This is a genomic window from Terribacillus saccharophilus (genome assembly GCF_002272075.1).
Taxonomy (GTDB): domain Bacteria; phylum Bacillota; class Bacilli; order Bacillales; family Amphibacillaceae; genus Terribacillus; species Terribacillus saccharophilus_A.
Window position 1 is genome coordinate 1 of record NZ_NPBJ01000020.1, and the last position, 19436, is coordinate 19436.

Annotated in this window: 21 protein-coding genes, 2 tRNA genes and 1 rRNA gene; 5 read left to right on the top strand and 19 right to left on the bottom strand. The window is 43.3% G+C overall.

The features are described from left to right. Window positions 1–66: 66 nt before the first annotated feature. The 6 genes from CHH48_RS10235 to CHH48_RS10260 all read right to left on the bottom strand — a co-directional run bounded on the left by CHH48_RS10235 (window position 67) and on the right by CHH48_RS10260 (window position 4888). Window positions 67–534: a GNAT family N-acetyltransferase gene (locus CHH48_RS10235; protein ID WP_245840340.1), complete on the bottom strand. Its 468-nt coding sequence runs from the start codon at window positions 532–534 to the stop codon at window positions 67–69. 67 nt (window positions 535–601) lie between these two features. Next, window positions 602–1147, bottom strand: a complete 546-nt coding sequence (locus CHH48_RS10240) for a hypothetical protein (RefSeq protein ID WP_095219052.1) — start codon at window positions 1145–1147, stop codon at window positions 602–604. A gap of 21 nt (window positions 1148–1168) precedes the next feature. After that, window positions 1169–1846, bottom strand: a complete 678-nt coding sequence (locus CHH48_RS10245; RefSeq protein WP_095219053.1) for a DUF554 domain-containing protein — start codon at window positions 1844–1846, stop codon at window positions 1169–1171. 27 nt (window positions 1847–1873) lie between these two features. Continuing rightward, window positions 1874–2830: a LacI family DNA-binding transcriptional regulator gene (locus tag CHH48_RS10250; RefSeq protein WP_095219054.1), complete on the bottom strand. Its 957-nt coding sequence runs from the start codon at window positions 2828–2830 to the stop codon at window positions 1874–1876. Between the two features lie 211 nt (window positions 2831–3041). Next, complete coding sequence (locus CHH48_RS10255) at window positions 3042–3812, bottom strand: TSUP family transporter (protein ID WP_095219055.1); 771 nt, start codon at window positions 3810–3812, stop codon at window positions 3042–3044. Between the two features lie 107 nt (window positions 3813–3919). After that, entirely contained in the window at window positions 3920–4888 is a 969-nt protein-coding gene (locus CHH48_RS10260) for a glycoside hydrolase family 43 protein (protein WP_095219056.1), read from the bottom strand. 300 nt (window positions 4889–5188) lie between these two features. On the opposite strand from CHH48_RS10260, the gene CHH48_RS10265 reads away from it, so the two are divergent. After that, on the top strand, window positions 5189–6103 hold the full coding sequence (locus CHH48_RS10265) for an iron-hydroxamate ABC transporter substrate-binding protein (RefSeq protein ID WP_095219057.1): 915 nt from the start codon (window positions 5189–5191) through the stop codon (window positions 6101–6103). A 111-nt stretch (window positions 6104–6214) separates the two neighbouring features. On the opposite strand, the gene CHH48_RS10270 is transcribed toward CHH48_RS10265, so the two are convergent. After that, window positions 6215–6586 carry a winged helix-turn-helix transcriptional regulator gene (locus CHH48_RS10270; protein WP_038558186.1) on the bottom strand — a complete coding sequence of 124 codons (372 nt, stop codon included), beginning with the start codon at window positions 6584–6586 and terminating at the stop codon, window positions 6215–6217. A 150-nt stretch (window positions 6587–6736) separates the two neighbouring features. Between CHH48_RS10270 and CHH48_RS10275 the strand changes: the two genes are divergently transcribed. Next, window positions 6737–7903, top strand: a complete 1167-nt coding sequence (locus tag CHH48_RS10275; RefSeq protein WP_095219058.1) for an iron-containing alcohol dehydrogenase — start codon at window positions 6737–6739, stop codon at window positions 7901–7903. Window positions 7904–8049: 146 nt separating this feature from the next. Here CHH48_RS10275 and CHH48_RS10280 read toward each other — a convergent pair whose 3' ends face one another. Then, window positions 8050–9483, bottom strand: a complete 1434-nt coding sequence (locus tag CHH48_RS10280) for an MDR family MFS transporter (RefSeq protein ID WP_428848879.1) — start codon at window positions 9481–9483, stop codon at window positions 8050–8052. 42 nt (window positions 9484–9525) lie between these two features. Further along, window positions 9526–9948, bottom strand: a complete 423-nt coding sequence (locus CHH48_RS10285; RefSeq protein WP_095219060.1) for a universal stress protein — start codon at window positions 9946–9948, stop codon at window positions 9526–9528. Between the two features lie 176 nt (window positions 9949–10124). Here CHH48_RS10285 and CHH48_RS10290 point away from each other — a divergent pair, with 176 nt between their 5' ends. Further along, window positions 10125–10511 (top strand): hypothetical protein, encoded by a 387-nt coding sequence (locus CHH48_RS10290; protein ID WP_095219061.1) that lies wholly within the window; start codon window positions 10125–10127, stop codon window positions 10509–10511. 74 nt (window positions 10512–10585) lie between these two features. Here the strand turns inward: CHH48_RS10290 and CHH48_RS10295 are convergent, their stop codons facing one another. From CHH48_RS10295 to CHH48_RS10305, 3 genes are all read right to left on the bottom strand, one after another. Beyond that, on the bottom strand, window positions 10586–11332 hold the full coding sequence (locus tag CHH48_RS10295) for an ABC transporter permease (RefSeq protein WP_095219062.1): 747 nt from the start codon (window positions 11330–11332) through the stop codon (window positions 10586–10588). Next, a complete protein-coding gene (locus CHH48_RS10300; protein WP_095219063.1) occupies window positions 11329–12054 on the bottom strand; it encodes an ABC transporter ATP-binding protein in 726 nt (241 codons plus the stop codon). The genes CHH48_RS10295 and CHH48_RS10300 overlap by 4 nt, the downstream gene beginning before the upstream one ends. A gap of 136 nt (window positions 12055–12190) precedes the next feature. Then, window positions 12191–12817, bottom strand: a complete 627-nt coding sequence (locus CHH48_RS10305; RefSeq protein ID WP_095219064.1) for a redox-sensing transcriptional repressor Rex — start codon at window positions 12815–12817, stop codon at window positions 12191–12193. 450 nt (window positions 12818–13267) lie between these two features. On the opposite strand from CHH48_RS10305, the gene CHH48_RS10310 reads away from it, so the two are divergent. Further along, window positions 13268–15223, top strand: a complete 1956-nt coding sequence (locus CHH48_RS10310; protein WP_095219065.1) for an ABC-F family ATP-binding cassette domain-containing protein — start codon at window positions 13268–13270, stop codon at window positions 15221–15223. Window positions 15224–15417: 194 nt separating this feature from the next. On the opposite strand, the gene tsaD is transcribed toward CHH48_RS10310, so the two are convergent. The 4 genes from tsaD to tsaE are packed head-to-tail and all read right to left on the bottom strand — an operon-like array spanning window position 15418 to window position 18015. Continuing rightward, window positions 15418–16425 (bottom strand): tRNA (adenosine(37)-N6)-threonylcarbamoyltransferase complex transferase subunit TsaD, encoded by a 1008-nt coding sequence (gene tsaD, locus CHH48_RS10315; protein WP_095219066.1) that lies wholly within the window; start codon window positions 16423–16425, stop codon window positions 15418–15420. Then, entirely contained in the window at window positions 16422–16871 is a 450-nt protein-coding gene (gene rimI, locus CHH48_RS10320; protein WP_342747527.1) for a ribosomal protein S18-alanine N-acetyltransferase, read from the bottom strand. The genes tsaD and rimI overlap by 4 nt, the downstream gene beginning before the upstream one ends. Next, a complete protein-coding gene (gene tsaB / locus CHH48_RS10325; protein WP_095219067.1) occupies window positions 16868–17566 on the bottom strand; it encodes a tRNA (adenosine(37)-N6)-threonylcarbamoyltransferase complex dimerization subunit type 1 TsaB in 699 nt (232 codons plus the stop codon). The genes rimI and tsaB overlap by 4 nt, the downstream gene beginning before the upstream one ends. Then, window positions 17563–18015, bottom strand: a complete 453-nt coding sequence (gene tsaE, locus CHH48_RS10330; protein WP_095219068.1) for a tRNA (adenosine(37)-N6)-threonylcarbamoyltransferase complex ATPase subunit type 1 TsaE — start codon at window positions 18013–18015, stop codon at window positions 17563–17565. The genes tsaB and tsaE overlap by 4 nt, the downstream gene beginning before the upstream one ends. 144 nt (window positions 18016–18159) lie before the next feature. Between tsaE and CHH48_RS10335 the strand changes: the two genes are divergently transcribed. Then, window positions 18160–18942, top strand: coding sequence for a hypothetical protein (locus CHH48_RS10335; protein WP_095219069.1), 783 nt, complete (start codon window positions 18160–18162; stop codon window positions 18940–18942). Between the two features lie 45 nt (window positions 18943–18987). On the opposite strand, the gene CHH48_RS10340 is transcribed toward CHH48_RS10335, so the two are convergent. The 3 genes from CHH48_RS10340 to rrf form a co-directional block, all read right to left on the bottom strand. Next, window positions 18988–19064 (bottom strand) — tRNA-Asp (locus CHH48_RS10340). Between the two features lie 86 nt (window positions 19065–19150). Further along, window positions 19151–19225 (bottom strand) — tRNA-Met (locus CHH48_RS10345). 21 nt (window positions 19226–19246) lie between these two features. Next, window positions 19247–19359: ribosomal RNA gene (gene rrf / locus CHH48_RS10350) — 5S ribosomal RNA — on the bottom strand. Window positions 19360–19436 lie beyond the last annotated feature (77 nt).

Below are 19436 nucleotides of genomic sequence, written 5' to 3' on the forward strand. Positions count from 1 at the left end.
CCCAGCCTCCTTCTACTTTTTATTCTTCACTTGCGCACCCTTTTATCCAGGATTTGATTTATACTACTACAATGTCTTCTCCATATCCATCATAGTTCTGAATCCCAGCTCTTCATACATCCCTCTCGCACTGGAGCTGGACCACAATCTTGCCCTCTCCGCTCCTTGATCTTTTAGCCAGCCGCATACTTCCTCTACTAAACGGGAAGCCAGTCCTCTTTTTCTATGCGAGGGCATCGTATAAACTGCTATAACCCATCCGAACTTCGACTTTTCTTCACTCAAAGGAAATACATATTCTTCTCTCATCAAACCACCGGCACAAGCTATTATTTCGTCTTTCTCATCCATAGCAACTCTGAACACTAGATTTCCTTCGTTGAATTCCTTCTCGAAAAGAGCTATAACTTCCAAGCCTCTTTGCGAACTAGGCACAGGTATACCGTCTAACTCTCCCATTTCACTTGCCATACAGTACCAATAATTCCTAATCAAAGGCAATTCTACACGTTTCGCCAGTCGTGTTTCATACATCTTATTTCTCCACTCCCCGAAAAAATTATGTATGTCTGCTGCCCTATATTCTTCCGCTAGTATTGTGTTATCTCCATACACTCTTATACTTTTTCTTATACTTATCATCCTCGACCGTATCTATCAATTCCATCGCTGTTTGCTTGATAGCTTCATCGTCCAACTGGTCATACAGATGTCTCATATTTTGCATGACGTCAAAACGAATTAACGTATAATTTTTTTCATCTGTCCCGTTTTTAAATCGATCGACCATATATTCCATAATCCTATCATTTTGTTCTGTGCCGGAAAGCCCGACCTTCCAGATAGATTGCAGGCTATGCCTAGCAGTAACGAACTTCTCATCCCTTGTCACTGCCCAGAGCCGTGGCAAATCTGTAAGCATTCTATTTTCCGGATCACTCTTTGCCAGATTAGCTAAGTATTGTGCTGATCGGGAACGCTGATGATTATCTTTATCCGTTAAACCGTCCAGCAAGTCATCCCAGACTTCATATGCCCAATCCACTCGCTTTTCTGTGGCTTGTAGTATGTATAGATATGCTTCATAGCTTTCTTGCTTGTCCTTAGATTTGGATTTTATGAATGCCTCTTTTACCTCTCTATCCATGCTACTCCTCCTTATTCCTGATTAAAAAATCTTTAATATCAAAAAGAAGACGGGCGGAACAAGCAGTGCGGGCAAGAAATTCATTGTTTTGAACTTCTTTATACCTAGTATGCTTAAGCCTGATGCCATGATCAGAACGCCGCCTACTATGCTCACTTCATTTAATAAATCCACATTCACTGCACTTTCCAATGCTTTTGCCACTACATAAATCGACCCCTGCCATACGAATAAGACTCCTGCTGATAATGCGATTCCAAATCCGAAGGTTGATGCCAGGACCAAAGAAGTTACAAAGTCTAGCATCCCATTTGCCAGCAGGTAGGAATAGTTACCATGTAGTGCCGCTTCAACTGGACCTAGTATAGAAAGAGATCCTATACAGAATAAAAGGATTGCTGTAGATAGACCTTCTGCTAAATTCGACTTGGAGAACTTCTTTACTACGTTCGTAAATCTTGCATCCAGATCCAGCTTTTCACCCACTATTGCTCCGATTGCCAAACTGATAATAAATAGAACAGAATATTTACTGTCTGGTAGATGTCCAACTATAGCATTAACACCTAATGCTAGTGCGGCTAATCCCATGGCCTGCATAAGGATTGTTTGGTATCTATCTTTCATTCCTTTCTTAAAGACAGTCCCGAGTGTACTGCCGATGATGATCATTGCTACATTGAATAATGTTCCAAACATAATTTCTCCTCCAAAAACATAAGAACTTCACACCGTTTTCCGCTTGATTAGTTTAGTATGGAATAGCTTCTGGTTCGTTTTCTTCTCCATAACTTGCTGGAACAGATGCTCTCCCATTTCTTCCAAAGGCAGATGCATACTTGTAATATCCATCATTCGGGCCATTGGAAGGTCATCGAAACCGATAATCGCCAGCTCTTCCGGAATACGTACACCAACCTTATTTGCATAAGTTATCACACCAGCAGCAACTTGGTCGCTTGTTAATATCAACGCTGATGGCGGATCTTCCATTAGCTGGAGCTTTCTTACTATCATCTCACCGTCCTCGAAATACAGCATCTTATCGAACACATAATTTGTACGATATTGCAGTTTTCTTGCTGCAAGAAAATCCCGGTAAGCAGCATCTCTTTTTTTACTGCTCGCCCCATCCAGCCTGGACACGGAATAGCCGATTCTGCGGTGCCCTTCCTCGTATAGATAGAGAAGCGCATCCTGAAACGCCTGATAATGATCCACATACGAAGATGACAAGTCCTCCGGTACATTCTCACATACAACTATCGGTCCATACTGCGTATAAGACTTTATCAAGATCAACTCGCAGCTGCGCGAACAGATAATCAGCCCATCTATCTGCTTTTGCCGGAGCATCTGCAGTGCGTCTTTCTCCCTCTCAATCTGATAATCTGTCTGGATCAATACGAGCTTGAAGTTATGCAGAAACGCCTGCTTCGATATTCCTTTCAAAAGACGTGCGAAATAAGGATGATCCGAAAAAGGCAGCACCACACCGATGAGCTGCGTTTTTCCTGTTTTCAAATGTACCGCATTTACATTCTTTTCATATCCAGTTCGCTCGATGGCCTCCAGCACAGCTTTCCGCTTCTCCTCGCTCACATAAGGATGATCATTGAGCACCCGGGAAACAGTCGTCACTGAGACTCCGGCCATCCTGGCTAAATCTTTGATTGTCGCCATATGTTCTCCCTTTCGCTATGTACTTGATTACAGTATAACGTTTCCGTGTTTGAAAAAACACTTGACCTGGTATCGTTTTCAGCAAGTAACCTGTGGTTAAAGGTGCTGGGAATCGGAGCGTGATCCGTTTGGCAGAGCGTGATCTGGTACCGCACTTTTATCTGATTAGAAAGCTGATACTAAATACAAAAAAAGGCCTGAGCGGCCTTTTTTACATGATTTCCTTTATGTAATCATACACATTCTTCACAATCAGCACAGTCGTTACGACTATGAACAGAATACGTACATATCCGCTGCCACGCTTGATTGCAAAACGAGATCCTGCAATGGAGCCAAAAATACCGGATATCCCCATGATCAAGCCTATTGTGTAATGTACTTGCCCTAAAATCATAAAAAGGATCAGTGCCGAAATATTACTGCTGAAGTTCAAAAGCTTTGCGTTGCCGGCCGCACGCAGGAAATCAAAGCCGATGAACAGGAAAGCGAACATGAGGAATGAGCCTGTCCCAGGTCCGAGAAAACCGTCATAGAAACCGATAAGAGTCAGGACTGCTGCAAAAATAAGCAGTCTTTTTGGTGTTAATCGTTCATAAGTGGAGACGCTTCCCCAATCCTTTTTCATGATGGTGTAAATAGCTACAGCAATCAGCATTACCAGCATGAGCGGCTTAAACAGCGCTGGATCGATAATGTGCACAGTCCATGCTCCGAGCAAAGAACCGATGAAAGATAACGGAAATAATTTCATGACTGATTTCAATTCCAGGTTGCCAGATCGATAGAACATAAGGGTGCTTGTAAAGGACCCCAGCGTTCCGGCCAGTTTATTCGTTGCCACCGCAGCTGCAGGGTTCAATCCAGCAAACAGCAATGCCGGAATAGTAATCAGCCCGCCCCCTCCGACAACAGAATCAATAAATGCGGCAAGAAATCCAAAAAGTATAATGAGTAAAATCGTGTCTAATTCCAAATGCATAAACTCCTTTTTTCACCAGATTGTCCAAAGAATTTATCAGCTCCTTTAATCTTAACATAATAAATAAAGGCTGCAGAAACTGTTCTGCAGCCTTTATTTATTATCTATTAATATCTAGGCCCACCACTTGAATCCCAATACAAATCATTAATTAAAAGACGCGGTATTCCGTTATTTTCAGCATCATAGGCATGCCGGACGATAACATTGTTATTATAAACATCCTGATGACCCGGACCAATCCAACGATTATTCCCCGAATCAAAAATCGTTCCACCTCCATCAAGCATTCTTTGTCCATTACGGTCAACATATGGTCCCGTAATGTCTTTGGATCTGCCGACAGCAATCTTGTAATCACTATCTACCCCTCTGCAGCAATTATCGAAGGAAACAAACAGATAATAATACCCGTCCTTGTAAGTAATATTCGGTGCTTCTATGGCGTGATCAGGATCATTAGGTCTAGCTGCAATCGAGTAAAGCTGTCCGGTTGGTTTCATCGTATTTTTATCCAGCTTGGTAAGCTTAATACCACTCCAGAAGGATCCGAACGACATCCATGGTTCCCCATTTTTATCAATTACCAAATCACCATCTATCGCGTTGTAATTATTTGCTGATGTTGATTTGATAACCAGTCCATCATCCCTCCAATTTCCAGATTGGATACTACTTGTTGAGGTAAGGCCTATCAAGGAAGTATTCGATCCAAAAGACGAGACAGAGTAAAATACCCAGTACCTGCCGTTGTAATAGGATACATCAGGTGCCCATTGGTTGCTTGCATGATTAGGAACGTGTTGTTTCCACCAGGACAATGCTTGGGGGAAGATGACTGGCGTTGCTCCCCAGCGCCTTCCATCCTCTGACCGCAGCACACGTATACCTGTTTTATTCACTTCTCCGGTTCCAAATGCCCACCATACATTCCCCTCCCTTGTAATGGACGGATCATGCAGCATTGTTTCTCCTGAAATGTCCCAGAAATTTGCTGATGCATTCGGAATAAACAGCAGTACTAGCACAAGAGATAAAACGAATGACTTCCCAATCATCTTCTTGAACCTATCCATTCACCCAACCTCCTCATTTGTTGTAAGGCGCTTCATATAGTTATAACCCCTAATGTAAGCGTTATCAATATCTTTCTGATAAACAGGAATATAGACCCTATAGTCAATAATTATCATCTGGCAACACATGCTCGTAGCAGTGTTTCATCTTAATTATGTACAATCCTAACATTGCGCAATAGCCTTTACTCAACTAAATACTAGAAGTAATTGACATTGTGCAGAAATACATTTATAGTCAAAGCATAAATGATAATGATTATCATTATCGAAAAAGTATACGAAAGCAGGTAAACAACTATGAAAAAAATAGGAATTGCTTTAATCGCTCTCTTCTTACTTATCCTCAGCGCATGCGGTTCTTCAGAAGAATCTACTGCTTCTGGCAGCGAAAAAGAGACGAATGAAACCTTTACATACGAATCCGAAACAGGTCCTGTTGAAGTACCGACCGATCCGCAAAGAATTGTAGTCTTGGCATCTTATGCCGGTGATGTACTATCCCTTGGAGGCAATATCGTCGGTGTAGATCAATGGGCAAAAAGCAGCCCTGTACTGGCAGACGGATTAAAAGATGCGGAAACAGTAAGCGAGGAAGATGTAGAAAAAATCCTTGAACTGAAGCCAGATTTAATTATCGCAGCAGACACAACTAAAAATCTGGACAAGTTCAAAGAAATTGCCCCTACTGTCACGTACACATACAACAAGGTCGATTACCTGACACAGCATGTTGAAATCGGAAAACTGCTGAACAAGGGCGATGAAGCACAGCAATGGGTGGATGATTTCAAAGAACGCGCGAAAACAACAGGTGATGAAATCAAAGCTAAAATCGGTGTAGATGCTACTGTCACTGTAATGGAAAGCTACGAAAAAGGCATGGGTGTGCTTGGCGACAGCTGGGGCCGCGGTACAGAAGTCCTTTATCAAGCAATGGGACTTTCTATGCCGGATAAAGTGAAGGAAATGACGGATAAAGACGGCTATACCATGATTTCCTCTGAAGTACTTCCTGAATATGTCGGCGATTATCTTGTCATCAGCGAATACAGCGACCAAGATAACTCCTATCAGGAAACAGAAATGTTCAAGGAAATTCCTGCTGTAAAAGAAGGTCATGTCTTGACTGCTGATGCAAATGCATTCTTGTTCAACGATGCATTAACATTAGATTATCAGTTGGACTTCTTTAAAGAGCAATTCTTGAAGTAATCAAAAAAGAGGGCAATGTCGCCCTCTTTTTTTCAATACACAAGTTAAATCAACTTTTAAATAAAGAACCCATCCTTCACACAAGAGGATGGGTTCTTTATCTATTAAATATTATTTAAAAGCCGAATTGCTTTCCAGTACATCTGTATCTTTTAAAACAGTATTAGAATAGTTCTTTCCCCACGCATACATTGCATCAAGAATCGGCAGCAATGACAGGCCTTCTTCTGTCAGGGAATACTCAACTTTTGGCGGGACAACTGGATACACTTCGCGGTGCACAATCTGATCATCTTCCAATTCTCTCAGCTGCGAAACGAGCATGCGCTGTGTAATACCTGGAATCAGGCCCTTCAGTTCATTGAAGCGTTTTGTCCCTTCCTTGCCTAGATGCCACATAATCAGCATTTTCCACTTTCCGCCGATGATGGACAATGTCAGTTCCTTCTCACAATTGAATTTCTGTTTTTCCAAACGACTCATCCGCCATTCCTCCTTACAGTATACTTTTCGTCACTATGTAAGAAAAAAGTGCGTACTTACATAGTGAAATTATACTCCCTATAATAAGAGTTGCAAAGGGATAGCCCGTTTCTCACTGGCTATATTACTTTTTTAGGAGGGCATGATCATATGAATAGATTTACTATACCTCGTGATATTTACTTTGGCGAAGGTGCTTTGGAAGTACTAGAAAGCATTAAAGGAAATAAAGCGATGCTTGTCATCGGTGGGGCTTCTGCCAGAAAAAGCGGTGTCTTGGACCGTGTCCAGTCTCACCTTGAGAAAGCTGGTATCCAGACTAAAGTAATTGAAGGTATCCGTGAGGAGCCTACAACTGACAAAATAAATGAAGCTTTAAATGACTTTGAACAGTTCGGTCCAGACTGGGTTATTGGAATCGGCGGCGGATCCGTTATGGATGCAGCTAAAGCGATGTGGGTGTTCTACGAGCATCCAGACCTATCATTTGAAGATGCCACAAAACCATTTGAATTGCCAGCATTGCGTTCGAAAGCAAAATTCATCGGAATTCCGACAACAAGCGGCAGCGCATCCGAAATATCCAATCTATCCGTTGTGACTGACTCCAAAACAAAAATCAAATATCCATTGGCTGACTTTGAACTTACTCCTGATATCGCAATCATTGATCCAATCACTATCTTTGATATGCCAAAACATATTACTGCTTTCACCGGCATGGATGCAGTCACGCATTGCATTGAATCCTATGTAGCGAAACCACGGACCGTATTCACTGATTCGCTGGCTATCGAAGGAGCAGAAATTCTTCGTAACCACCTGATAGCTTCTTATAATGGTGAACGCATTTCCCGGGAACAAGTGCATTATGCACAGGCGATGGCTGGTATGGCATTTGCAAATGCCGTACTCGGTAATGTCCACAGCATGGCACATAAGAGCGGTCCTACTTTCGGTATAGCCCATGGATTGGCTAATGCGATTTATTTACCGTATGTTATCCAGTTCAATAGATCTGTATCGGAAGAAAGATATGCTAGCATTGCCCGCCGTCTGCAATTAAGCGGCTCTGCCGATGCTGAACTGACAGACTCTCTAATTGAATGGATTCGCGATTTGAACCGTGAAATGGAGATTCCATTGAATCTACGTGATTTCGGCGTTGCCGAGGAGTTATTCTATGCTCGTGTAAACAATATGGCTGCTAATGCAGTTACAGATCCATGTACTGGCACTAACCCACGTGAGACATCTGTTGAACAAATGAAACAGCTATTTGTTGCTGCCTTTGAAGGCAAAGATGTAGATTTCTAAAAAAATACCCTCTGGAGCATATCAATGCTTCAGAGGGTATTTTTTAGATTAATCAGATCCCTTGTGACTAAGTCGATGTCCCGGGAAATGCTGTTCACTCAAGCCATTGTTCTACGTGCCATACTTATCAACTGATTGCTTTTATATCAGCCATTAGAAGCTTTTTTTACTTTGTGCTCCTGCTTCTTCTCTGTCTTATAGCGCATAATGAATGATATCGGAACCATGATGAGTATTAAGATGCCGGAAAAGACAAAGGCTTCATTGATTGTTTGTAAACTTGCCTGCTGAGCTGCTTCTCCTGCAGCTGTGAGATGCGCTCGGCGCACTTCAAAGTAGATGCTGAAGAATACGATTCCGAAGGCGGACGATATTTGACGTAAAACATTGTTCATTGCAGAACCTTGGGAGACAAGGTGTTCTGGTATATCGTTCATTCCTGCGGTAGTGGCAGGCATATTGCTGAGCCCGAGACCTGCACCACGTAGCATATTGATTACAAGGATAAGCCAGAATGGTGTAGACAGACTGAGATTTCCTATTAGGAAAGTAGCTATAGCTAGAATCAGCAGACCAGGAGGTACTACCCAGCGCGGCCCTTTCTTATCTAAAAGCTTGCCGCCCAATGACATCATGGCACCGCTGAACAATGCTGCTGGAAGAAAGAGTAAACCTGTTTGAATCTCACTAAGTCCGTAGACATTCTGAATTAATAATGGCAGCAGGAATATACCAGAAAATAACCCAATAGAAGCTGTCGCTGTGACCAGTATCGAAACTGTATAGGTTGGGTTACGGAAGAGAGAGAGCTCCAATAATGGCTGCTCTTTTCGCCGCTCATAGTAAACAAAAATAACAATGGCTAGTATTCCAGCTGCAATCAGCGCAAGGTTAGATGTCGATACAAGTACATCAAGTGTCTGTCCACGACCTAGAGCAAACAGTACTAAACCTATACCCAGTGTAACGAATACGAAGCCACCCTTGTCGAATCGGCGTTCCGGATTAGCTACGGTCGATTTCAAGTAACGACTAGCCATAAGTAAACCGAGGAGACCGAACGGCAAATTAAAAGCGAATAGGAACGGCCATGGTAAGTACGCAATCAGCACACCGCCAATTGTCGGTCCGATGGCAGGAGCTACCATTGCCGCTACACCATACACACCGACAGCAAGTCCGCGCTCCTGTTTCGGGAAAGCCTGGAATATGAGTGCCATTGATATCGGCATCATCAATCCCCCGCCTATCCCTTGAATAAAACGTGCCGTGATGACAAATGGCAGACTGCTGGAAAAGATACCAAAAATGGACCCTGCAAGAAATATCACAAGGCCAAGCAGATAGATACTCTTTTTCCCGAACCGATCACCAAGGTAGCCGGTGACAGGCATCGTCATACCCATTGCAACCATGAATATGGTCAGTATCCAGCCAACACTGACAGCATTGGCATCGAATGTGGAAATCAATGATGGCAGTGCCGGATTCAGCATACTATTGTTCAAAATAACAGTGAATGTCCCAAAAAGGACAGCAACAACAACCAACCATTTGGATTCTAATTTACTCACATGCATACTCCCAACTGTTTTTGCGTTTCACACCAGTTGGTAACCTTCTTATTTTACGACCAACACTGGGCAATTCGCTCTTTTGATCACTTCCGTACTTACACTTCCAACCACAAGCTTCTGTAATCCATTCAAACCTCTTGTTCCGATCACAACCAAGTCGAACGTATCATTATTTGCTTTATTGGCAATCGTTTTACCGGCATCTCCACGTTCAATGGTACGGGTATAAGGAATATTCGCATTTTGCAGTTCCGCTTCGTTTGGCTGGATACGAAGTTCTCCGTCCCGGTTCCTATTATCCGGCTTTACTTGCTGCAGAACAATCTCGCTATTACTTACATCTTGGATAACATGGGTAATTTCCAGCTGTACAGGATGTGTGCTGGCCTGACAAATTTTGATTACTTCTTCTGTCGCTCGAATTGAATTCTCTGAACCGTCGACAGCCAATAAGATTTTCTCATACATACTAGCGCCTCCTACAACCAAGATAGTAGCCATTTCCCTTAAAATAGCGCTAACAAACGAGAAGACGAAAAAACTTCGATACCCGAAACTTTTCTGTATGAAATTAACAATAACATTAAATATCCTTTTGGAAAAGTGTGAGATGATGGAAAAAAAGAATTAAGGGGGGAGAAAGGTTGCTGTCTAAAACTATTAGTTTCCTTATTGTCTTTCTTCTAATTATTGGAGTTATTGTTTGGATTCATGCTGCTTTCGAGCCTTTTCAGAAAGAGGCTTTTATTGAAGAAAAGATAGAACGGATTGAAGTGTACGATGCGGAGTCAACTGACCCATCAAAAACAATAACAGATCAGGTGCAAATAAAAGAGATAATGGAATGTATCAATGAATGCGAGCGCGAGGAAATGCACGAAACAGCTTCTTATGCAGCAGTTGATGCCACACTTATTATGTATAGCAATAATGATGAATATGAAGTCGGAGTTTATCAGGGCGATGGCAATGTCAGCTTCGTATATGATGCTACTATTATTGATAGTGAACTTGAACCTTTCCCTATGTAATACAAGAAAAAAGCCGTCCCTTTTAATTGGCGGCTTTTCAATGCTGCATAGATTTCTTTAAATGAGACTGTATTCTAATCAATAACTTGCATCCGCTCATTAAATTTCGTCGGATAAGATAAAAAGCCAAGCATAGTACTTGTAACAATAGCAGTTGTCAGCAGCAGGAAGAGAATCAGGAGCTGGAACATGACGGCCTGGAGCGGATCTGCTCCAGCAATGATCTGACCGCTCATCATACCTGGCAGCTGGACTAGTCCGATTGTCTTCTGGCTTTCTATTGTCGGAATAGTACTTGCCTTAATGGATGCCAGCAACGAGTGTTGAATTGCTTGCTTTGGTGTGCCACCTAAAGAAAGGATAAGCTCAGTCTCCTCTCTTCTGGATGACACTTCTGAAGTGAATCGGTTTAAAAACAAAATACCTAGCACCATAGAGTTTCCTATCACCATTCCGCTTAATGGGATGATGTATTGTGCAGTTGCCGGTGTAATATGAAGCCCTAACAAAATCCCTTGTGTCAGTACTTCAATTACAACGAAGGTAAGCACTAGCTTCCATGTGATGCCTCTTATCGATGCTCCTTTTTTCCTTGCGTTTTGTACTGCTGCACCAATCATGAGCGCAACCATCAGGAATATATAAAGGATATTTTCGGAGTCAAAGATAAACTGTAGCACATAGCCAACTGCAAACAGCTGAATGATGGAACGGACTGTGGCAATGAGCGTATCTTTTTCGAGTCCAAGCTGTAATGTCTTAGATAAGAAAAGTGGAATAAGGACGAATATCAAGGTGAGTATTAAAGCAAGTGCGCTCATTTTCCCTCCTCCATGACAAAGTGTTTGACATCATCATTTTCTGGATGATCCAGCATTTCAATCGGTCCCGCTTCGGCAATACGGCCGTCTATCATGACCCAGACTTCTTCTGCGACTGACTTTGCCTGTTCCAGATTATGCGTTATCCATATGACAGTCGTTCCAGTCTCTCTATTGATCCATTCAATCAGTTTCTCTATGTCCTGCCTGGAAACTCGATCCAAGGAAGATGTGATTTCATCCAGCAGCAAAATCTCTGGCTCATTCAGCAGTGTTCGAGCAATGGAAACCTTCTGCTTCTGGCCTCCCGATAAATCCCTGCTGTTTCGATCCAATATGTCTGGATCGAGCCCTACTAACTGTATCATCCGTTGTGCCTCGTCATCTGTCAGCTCCTTTCCATCAAGCTGTAAAGGCAATGCCAAATTGTCCCGAACGCTTCCTTCCAGCATAGTTGCCTGCTGGAGAACGATACCGACATGACGGCGCAAGCTCACAGGATCAAACGTTAAGATTTCCTTCCCGTTGATCAGTATATTTCCGCCTGAGGGTGAAAGCAATCCATTACATAATCGAAAAAGTGTCGTCTTTCCTGCGCCTGACGGACCGATTATCGCTGTGATCTTCCCCTTCGTGAATCTGCCTGTTATACCGCAGATGATTTTGTTCTCCTCTGTTTCATACACCACTTCCTGTAACGTGATGGCGGCTTGCTGTATCATATTTTCACTTCCCTTCCGCTTCTTATATCCTAGTATCCTTGCTTAGTCATGATTTAACCGCGATTAACGTGATAAGTAAAATGATTTGGATAATCGTATGTAAGAAAAAAACACCTCTGCATGAGAGGTGCTTGAATCAATAATGCTTCAAAAAATAAACTAATGACTGCAATTCGATAGCCAAATCGATATGATGCACACGGATATTGCTCGGTACTGCGATTCGCGCTGGTGTAAAGTTCAGGATTCCAGCAATACCACACTCGACAAGGCGGTCAGTGATTGCTTGGGCAGCTTGCGCTGGCACCGTCAGGATCGCTGCACTTACGTTGCCGATATATTCTTCCAAATCATCAATATGGTATACAGGGACACCGCCGATATTATGATCCACTTTTCCTGGATCCGTATCGAATGCCATTTCTATTTTTGTATTGTTATTCTTCGTAAAGTTATAATTCAAGAATGCTGTTCCAAGATTACCGACCCCGATAAGCGCCACTCTTGTGATCTCATCTTGATCTAGTGTCTTCCGGAAGAAGTTCAGCAAATACTCTACATTATAACCATAGCCTTTCTTGCCAAGTGCTCCGAAATAGGAAAAGTCACGGCGGATTGTAGCTGAGTCAACTTTAACCGATTCACTGAGTTCTTTAGATGAGACTCTTGTTTTACCCTGCAGATGCAGACTGTTGAGAAATCGATAATAAAGTGGCAGCCGCTTTGCCGTAGCTTTTGGTATTTTATTTTGATCCATATACATGCTCATTTATCCTCCTAAAGCCTGCAGCTTCCAGAAGCGAACTTCGTGCAGCCATGCAGCTGATCAAAAGGCCTATCGGACTAGAACGATACCGTTCTGTTACCTCTTGTCGTATATGACCAGCACTATCCCTAAAGAATGGAATAATGGCTGCAGACAGGTTCCTTTCTGGCATCTATAAGGAGTTGCAGATGCTGCCTGCGGCTTCGTCCTTGAATTATTACGAAATGATACTTTCACAAAGTACGATTATAGTTAACAACTTATTCTAACAGATTTAAGAAGGAAAGTCTTGTACAGATTCACAAAGAAAGATGATGAGAGTCACCTTGTCTCCATTTTAACAAAATCATTTCTGATGTCCATCCGCATGAAAGCTAAAAGTGCTGAAATTCGGCGCTTGCTACTGTTTTGTCACATAGGATACACTGATAGTATGAGGTGAACAGAATGATTTTATTGCAAGCGAACAATATAACGAAACTATTTGGCGCAGACGTCATTTTATCAAATATAAAACTGGAAGTACAAACACAGGACCGATTAGCCATCGTAGGACGAAACGGTGCCGGAAAATCGACCTTGCTGAAGATCCTTGCAGGAGAATTAAGCTATGACGAAGGAAATGTATTCCTAGCAAAGGATGCCACACTTGGGTACCTGGAGCAGCATACAGGCTTAGAGTCGGAAAAAAGCATCCTGGAAGAAATGAAGACTGTCTTCGCTGATCTTATTCAGCAAGAGGAAGAGCTGCGCCGTCTCGAAGCAAGGATGGGAGACCCTGATCTTATTTCAGACGAGACAGCCTACCAGCAGCTTCTAACCAATTATGATACAAAACAACAAGCCTTCCGTTTAAACGGAGGCTATCAATATGAAGCAGATATCCGTTCCGTGCTGAATGGCCTCCGTTTCGGAGACAAAGACTTGTCTACTCCGATAGGTTCATTAAGCGGCGGGCAAAAAACGCGTCTTGCCCTAGGAAAACTCCTTCTCCAGAAACCGGACGTATTAATACTGGATGAGCCGACGAACCATTTGGACATTTCAACCTTGGACTGGCTGGAAGGTTACTTGAGCAGTTATCAAGGGGCTGTCGTAGTTGTATCGCATGACCGTTACTTCCTCGACAAAACTGTTAATACCGTAATTGAGATAGCGCACAATCACTCTGTTCGTTACAAAGGAAATTACAGTAACTATCTCGAACAGAAAGCTGCCAATTTCGAACGCGAGCTGAAGCAATACGAGAAACAGCAGTCTGAAATCAAAAAGATGGAAGAATTCGTTCAAAAGAACATCGCACGTGCCACAACGACGAAACGCGCACAAAGCAGACGTAAACAGTTGGAGAAGATGGAACGAATCGACCGGCCGCTCCATGACGCATCATCTGCAAAGCTCACATTTGATATCGATCGTCGAAGCGGAAATGATGTATTGAAGGTAAAAGACTTGGCTTATCAATATCCAGAGAGTACCTCCCCTGTCTTTGAGCACGTTACCTTCCATATGAATCGTCAAGACCGTATCGCTCTCACCGGGCCGAACGGAACGGGTAAGACGACATTGCTCAAGACCATTATCGGAAAGCTGCCTGCTAAATCCGGTCAGGTAGAGGTAGGCACAGGCGTCAGTATAGGCTATTACGACCAGGAGCAGACGGAATTGCATTCATCGAAGAGTGTCCTTGCTGAGCTATGGGATGAGTATCCGCTTATGGATGAGAAGAATATCCGCACCATTCTTGGTAACTTCCTGTTCACTGGCGATGATGTCCTCAAAGTAGTCAACACACTGAGTGGTGGCGAAAAGGCCCGCCTTGCTCTGGCGAAGCTAATGATGCAGAAATCGAATCTCTTGATCATGGATGAACCGACCAACCACCTTGATTTAGACAGCAAGGAAGTATTGGAAGGTGCATTGGCCGACTACCCAGGTACTATACTCTTTGTCTCCCATGACCGTTACTTCATGAATAAAGTTTCCACACAAGTACTGGAAATGGCGGACAAGCAGATTTTATCCTACTTAGGCAACTATGATTACTTTATAGAAAAGAAACAAGAGAAGCAGGAGATTGCTGCCTTGGAAGCTATGGCAGAAGAAACGAAGCAGAGAACTGTTATGTCGGAGAACAAATCCTCTTATCATCAAGATAAGGCAATAAAGCGGGAAATCCGGAAACGGGAACGACGCATTTCAGAGCTAGAAGAAAAGATAGTTGAACTGGAGACAGAGATTGAAACAAATGAGACTTTGCTTACCGATCCGACAATTTTCCAAGATTATCAGAAAGCCCAGGAAATCACTGAAAAGAATGAAGAGCTGCAGGCAACACTGCTAGAAGTAATGGAAGAATGGGAAATACTTAGCGAAGAACAGGAAAGTTATACACAGGACTAAATGCGTTTTCATTGTTGATTTAATGGGATATACACAAGGTTATGCACAATATCCACAGAATCCACAGCGCTTTTGCACAGTTTTATCCACTTCTATACCTGGTACTAATAGTGGGTTTTAATAAGTTATGCACAATTCAGAATATAGACTGTGAATAAAAAAGCATCGTTTTCATAAAGAAAACGATGCTTTTTTTATAACGGCATAGATGCCTTAGCATTCATAGATAAATCCGCGAATTTTTCTTGCTGATAAAGGATGGATGCCGCAGCACCAATCATGGCTGCGTTATCCGTGCATAGAGCAAGCGGCGGGATAAGCAGATCAGCTTGCTTGTCTGCAAACACTTCTTCCAAAGAAGCGCGCAGCCCCCTGTTGGCAGCAACACCACCCGCAACAATGACTTGCTTTGCGCCGAATGCTTCGGCCGCTCGGATTGTTTTCCCTACAAGCACATCTACTACACTGGCTTGGAAGCTTGCCGCTACATCTGCAGGTGCAAATGTTTCTCCCTTTTGCTTGGCATTATGCAGTGTGTTGATGACCGCAGATTTCAAACCGGAAAAGCTAAAATCATAGCTCTCTGGTTCTAGCCATGCACGAGGGAAATCAATGGATTGCTCGCCTTCTGCTGCTAGCTTATCAATGCGGGGACCTCCCGGATAAGGCAGCTGCAATGTCCTGGCTACCTTGTCATAAGCCTCACCTGCTGCATCGTCACGTGTCTCTCCAATTACTTCAAAGCTGCCATGTTCTTTCATAAGAACAAGCTCTGTATGACCGCCAGAAACGACCAATGCAAGCAGCGGGAACTTGAACTCCTGCTCCAGTCGGTTGGCATAGATATGTCCCGCTATATGGTGGACACCAATCAGCGGTTTGCCAATGGAGAACGCCAGCGCTTTGGCTGCATTCACACCAACAAGCAATGCTCCGATAAGACCGGGCCCCTGTGTCACAGCAATCGCGTCCAGCTCTTCTTTCTGAATTCCAGCTTGCTGGATCGCTTCTTCAATGACGAGCGTAATTTGTTCCACATGATGCCTGGATGCTATTTCCGGCACTACACCGCCAAAACGCTTATGGCTCTCAATTTGGGACGCAACAATATTGGATCTGATGATCCTGCCTCCCTCAATGACGGCTGCCGCTGTTTCATCACAGCTTGTTTCTATTGCTAAAATAAGTTCTGATGTTTTCATAAATTCACCCACATTACAATCGCGTCTTCCTGATTGTCTGTATAATAGTTTTTCCGGATACCGCCCGGTACTAAACCAAATTTCCGGTATAAATGCTGTGCCGGTACATTAGTTACACGTACCTCTAGAGATAAACGGTAAGCCCCTGCCATAATTGCTTGTTCCATTACATGGGCAAACAGCTTCTCGCCCAGTTTCTGACCTCGAAAGTTCGGCAGTATAGCAATATTCGTGATCTGTGCTTCATCAATGACGAGCCACATACCGCAATAACCAGCAATTACGCCATCACTTTCAATGACAAAATAATTTGCAAACGTATTTTCCGTAATTTCACGTTCAAAGATATCGATGGTCCATGGAGTTGCAAAAGATGCAGTCTCAATTGTATAGACAGCTGGCACATCGGCTAATTGCATCGGACGTACGGTCACTTTTGCGCTCACTTCTGCTGCTCCTGCTGCTTAAGCCAATTTGACTCAGCCTCTGTCATACGAACATAATTTGGTACGATTTGGTGCAAATCATCTGCTTTCCTTGCAGCTCCTATCTGAGCAAGTACAGATGGACGAGCGTAATGTATAGCAGCTTCTGGGATTATTGCTTGCTCACCCAGTATCTCAATGATCATACTGCGGTACATCTCGATATCAGGGCTTAGAAACAATATTCTTTCGCCTTTTTCTCGTAGCTGTTCCAGCCAATCCGAGAATAGCGGATTGACGATTTCGTCTATTTGTTCAAAGGAGTCACTATTGCTGGCGTAAAGAGCAGTATACACTTGGCCTCTGCGAGCATCGAAGAAAGGACAAACATATCCTGAGAATAGCTCCCCTTGATGCGCAAGACCTTCCAGACTTGAAACACCGATGACATCGATGCCAAGTGCCCATGCCATTGTTTTTGCAGTTGCCATACTGATTCGAACACCTGTGTATGAACCAGGTCCCTGGCCAACGACAATTCGATCTAAATCAGCAGGTGTCGTTTTTGTTTCCTTCATCAATTGTTCGATTGCGGGAAGCAATCGAACCGAGTGATCTCTGTGTCCATGCATAACATGTTCACCTAATGTCACTCCATCTTTCACAATCGCTACTCCTAGCAGCTGATTGGAAGTATCCATCGCTAATATATTCATTCCGCTAACTCCTTACAAAGCTTTTCATAACGTTCACCAATTGGCTGCAGTAAGATTGTTCTTGCTTCTCCATCATGCTTGAGCGTAAGCTCCAGTCGTTCCTTTGGCAAATAGTCTTCAATGAATTGTGCCCATTCTACAATGGAAACACCTTCCCCTGAAAAATACTCCTCGAAACCGATATCTTCATCGCTGTTCTCTAACCGGTAAACATCCATATGATATAACGGCAGACGTCCTTCATACTCCTTGATGATTGTGAAGGTAGGACTGTTTATCGTCCTTTTCACACCTAGACCCGCACCTATTGCTTTAGTCAGCGTCGTCTTTCCTGCACCAAGGTCTCCTTCCATCGTGATGATATCTCCAGGCTGAAGCAGTTCGGCCAGCTTTTGGCCAAACGAATTGGTATCTTCTATTGTATGCATCTTCTTTATAAATTGGGTCATAACCGTCACCTGACTCACTTTCATTCTTTGTTCATCTATTCATCATAGCAAAATATAGCCTAAAAGCAAAAGCACTAGAAACAAAAAGGCTTTCGTGGATTTATGGAGAATACTTATATTATCAGCCAATAAAGGAGTATGTATATGGAAGCATTAGAGCAAATGTACAACTACAGCTGGAATGGTGAGATGAAATCCTATCTGGATCAAGTCGATCTGAGCGGATACCAGCATGTCTGGATCGGGCGCTTCGGCGGAAGCATTGCGCATGGTGCTTATAAGAACGAGAATGCTTGTCTTATCCTTACTGGAGCCGATTGGGAGCTAGCAGTTGTCATGGGGGCACAGCATACAGTAGAAAGTGCTGCCTTCATCGCAGACTCCCTCATACTCAGGCAAAGGAAAATCACTGAGACGCTTGATGAAGATGTTTCCAGCGCAATAAAAAAGATCGACAGCTTTCTGATGAGTATGTTCAACAGCGTACGTTTCCGCTCAACGGCAGCCAAGGTAAACGGTAATGCTTCCTGTTTAATCGCTGTACGTAAAGCGGGTTATTTGTATTGGTTATCCATTGGGGAGAATTCACTTTATCATTTAGTACCTTCTCCAAATCATTACAACTCTGTCCAGCTGAATCAGCAAAATAGTTCAGGTAAAATTGGTGCTGATAATACGTTTGATCAAGTGGTGCCTGTCTTTAATATGGGGAGCGTGCCTCTTTCAAGTGGTACTAACCATATCCTGCTCTCCACAATCGGATTGCAGTGCTTCCCTGTATCTCCATATAAGAGTGCCTCCCGGCTGCAGCGCGCTTTCAGCAAGAGCGAGAGCATGCCGCATTTCATGCAGACAACACTTACAAACGCCCAGTCAGCAGGTGCAGCGGAAAGTATTACACTAGTTGGATGGGAAATACACATATAAAAAAAGCTTTAGGAGTAATCCTAAAGCTTTTGAACGTTTTATGTATGGCGGTCCGGACGGGACTCGAACCCGCGACCTCCTGCGTGACAGGCAGGCATTCTAACCAACTGAACTACCGGACCAATGTTGCTACTATGTATTAGTGCAATAAACTTTTGACTGTACACTTTGTGTACTGCCATTTTCCACTAAGTAATAAGTGAAAAATTGGTTGCGGGGGCAGGATTTGAACCTGCGACCTTCGGGTTATGAGCCCGACGAGCTACCCCTGCTCCACCCCGCGATAATATAAAGGAAATACTCTGCCTGGCAGCGTCCTACTCTCGCAGGGCGAACCCAACTACCATTGGCGCTGAAGAGCTTAACTACTGTGTTCGACATGGGAACAGGTGTGACCTCTTCGCTATTACCACCAGACCTTACTTATCTTTTCCTACGACAATATATATTATACACTGTCTGATCAGGAAAAGCAAGTTTTTTTGAAGTGAACC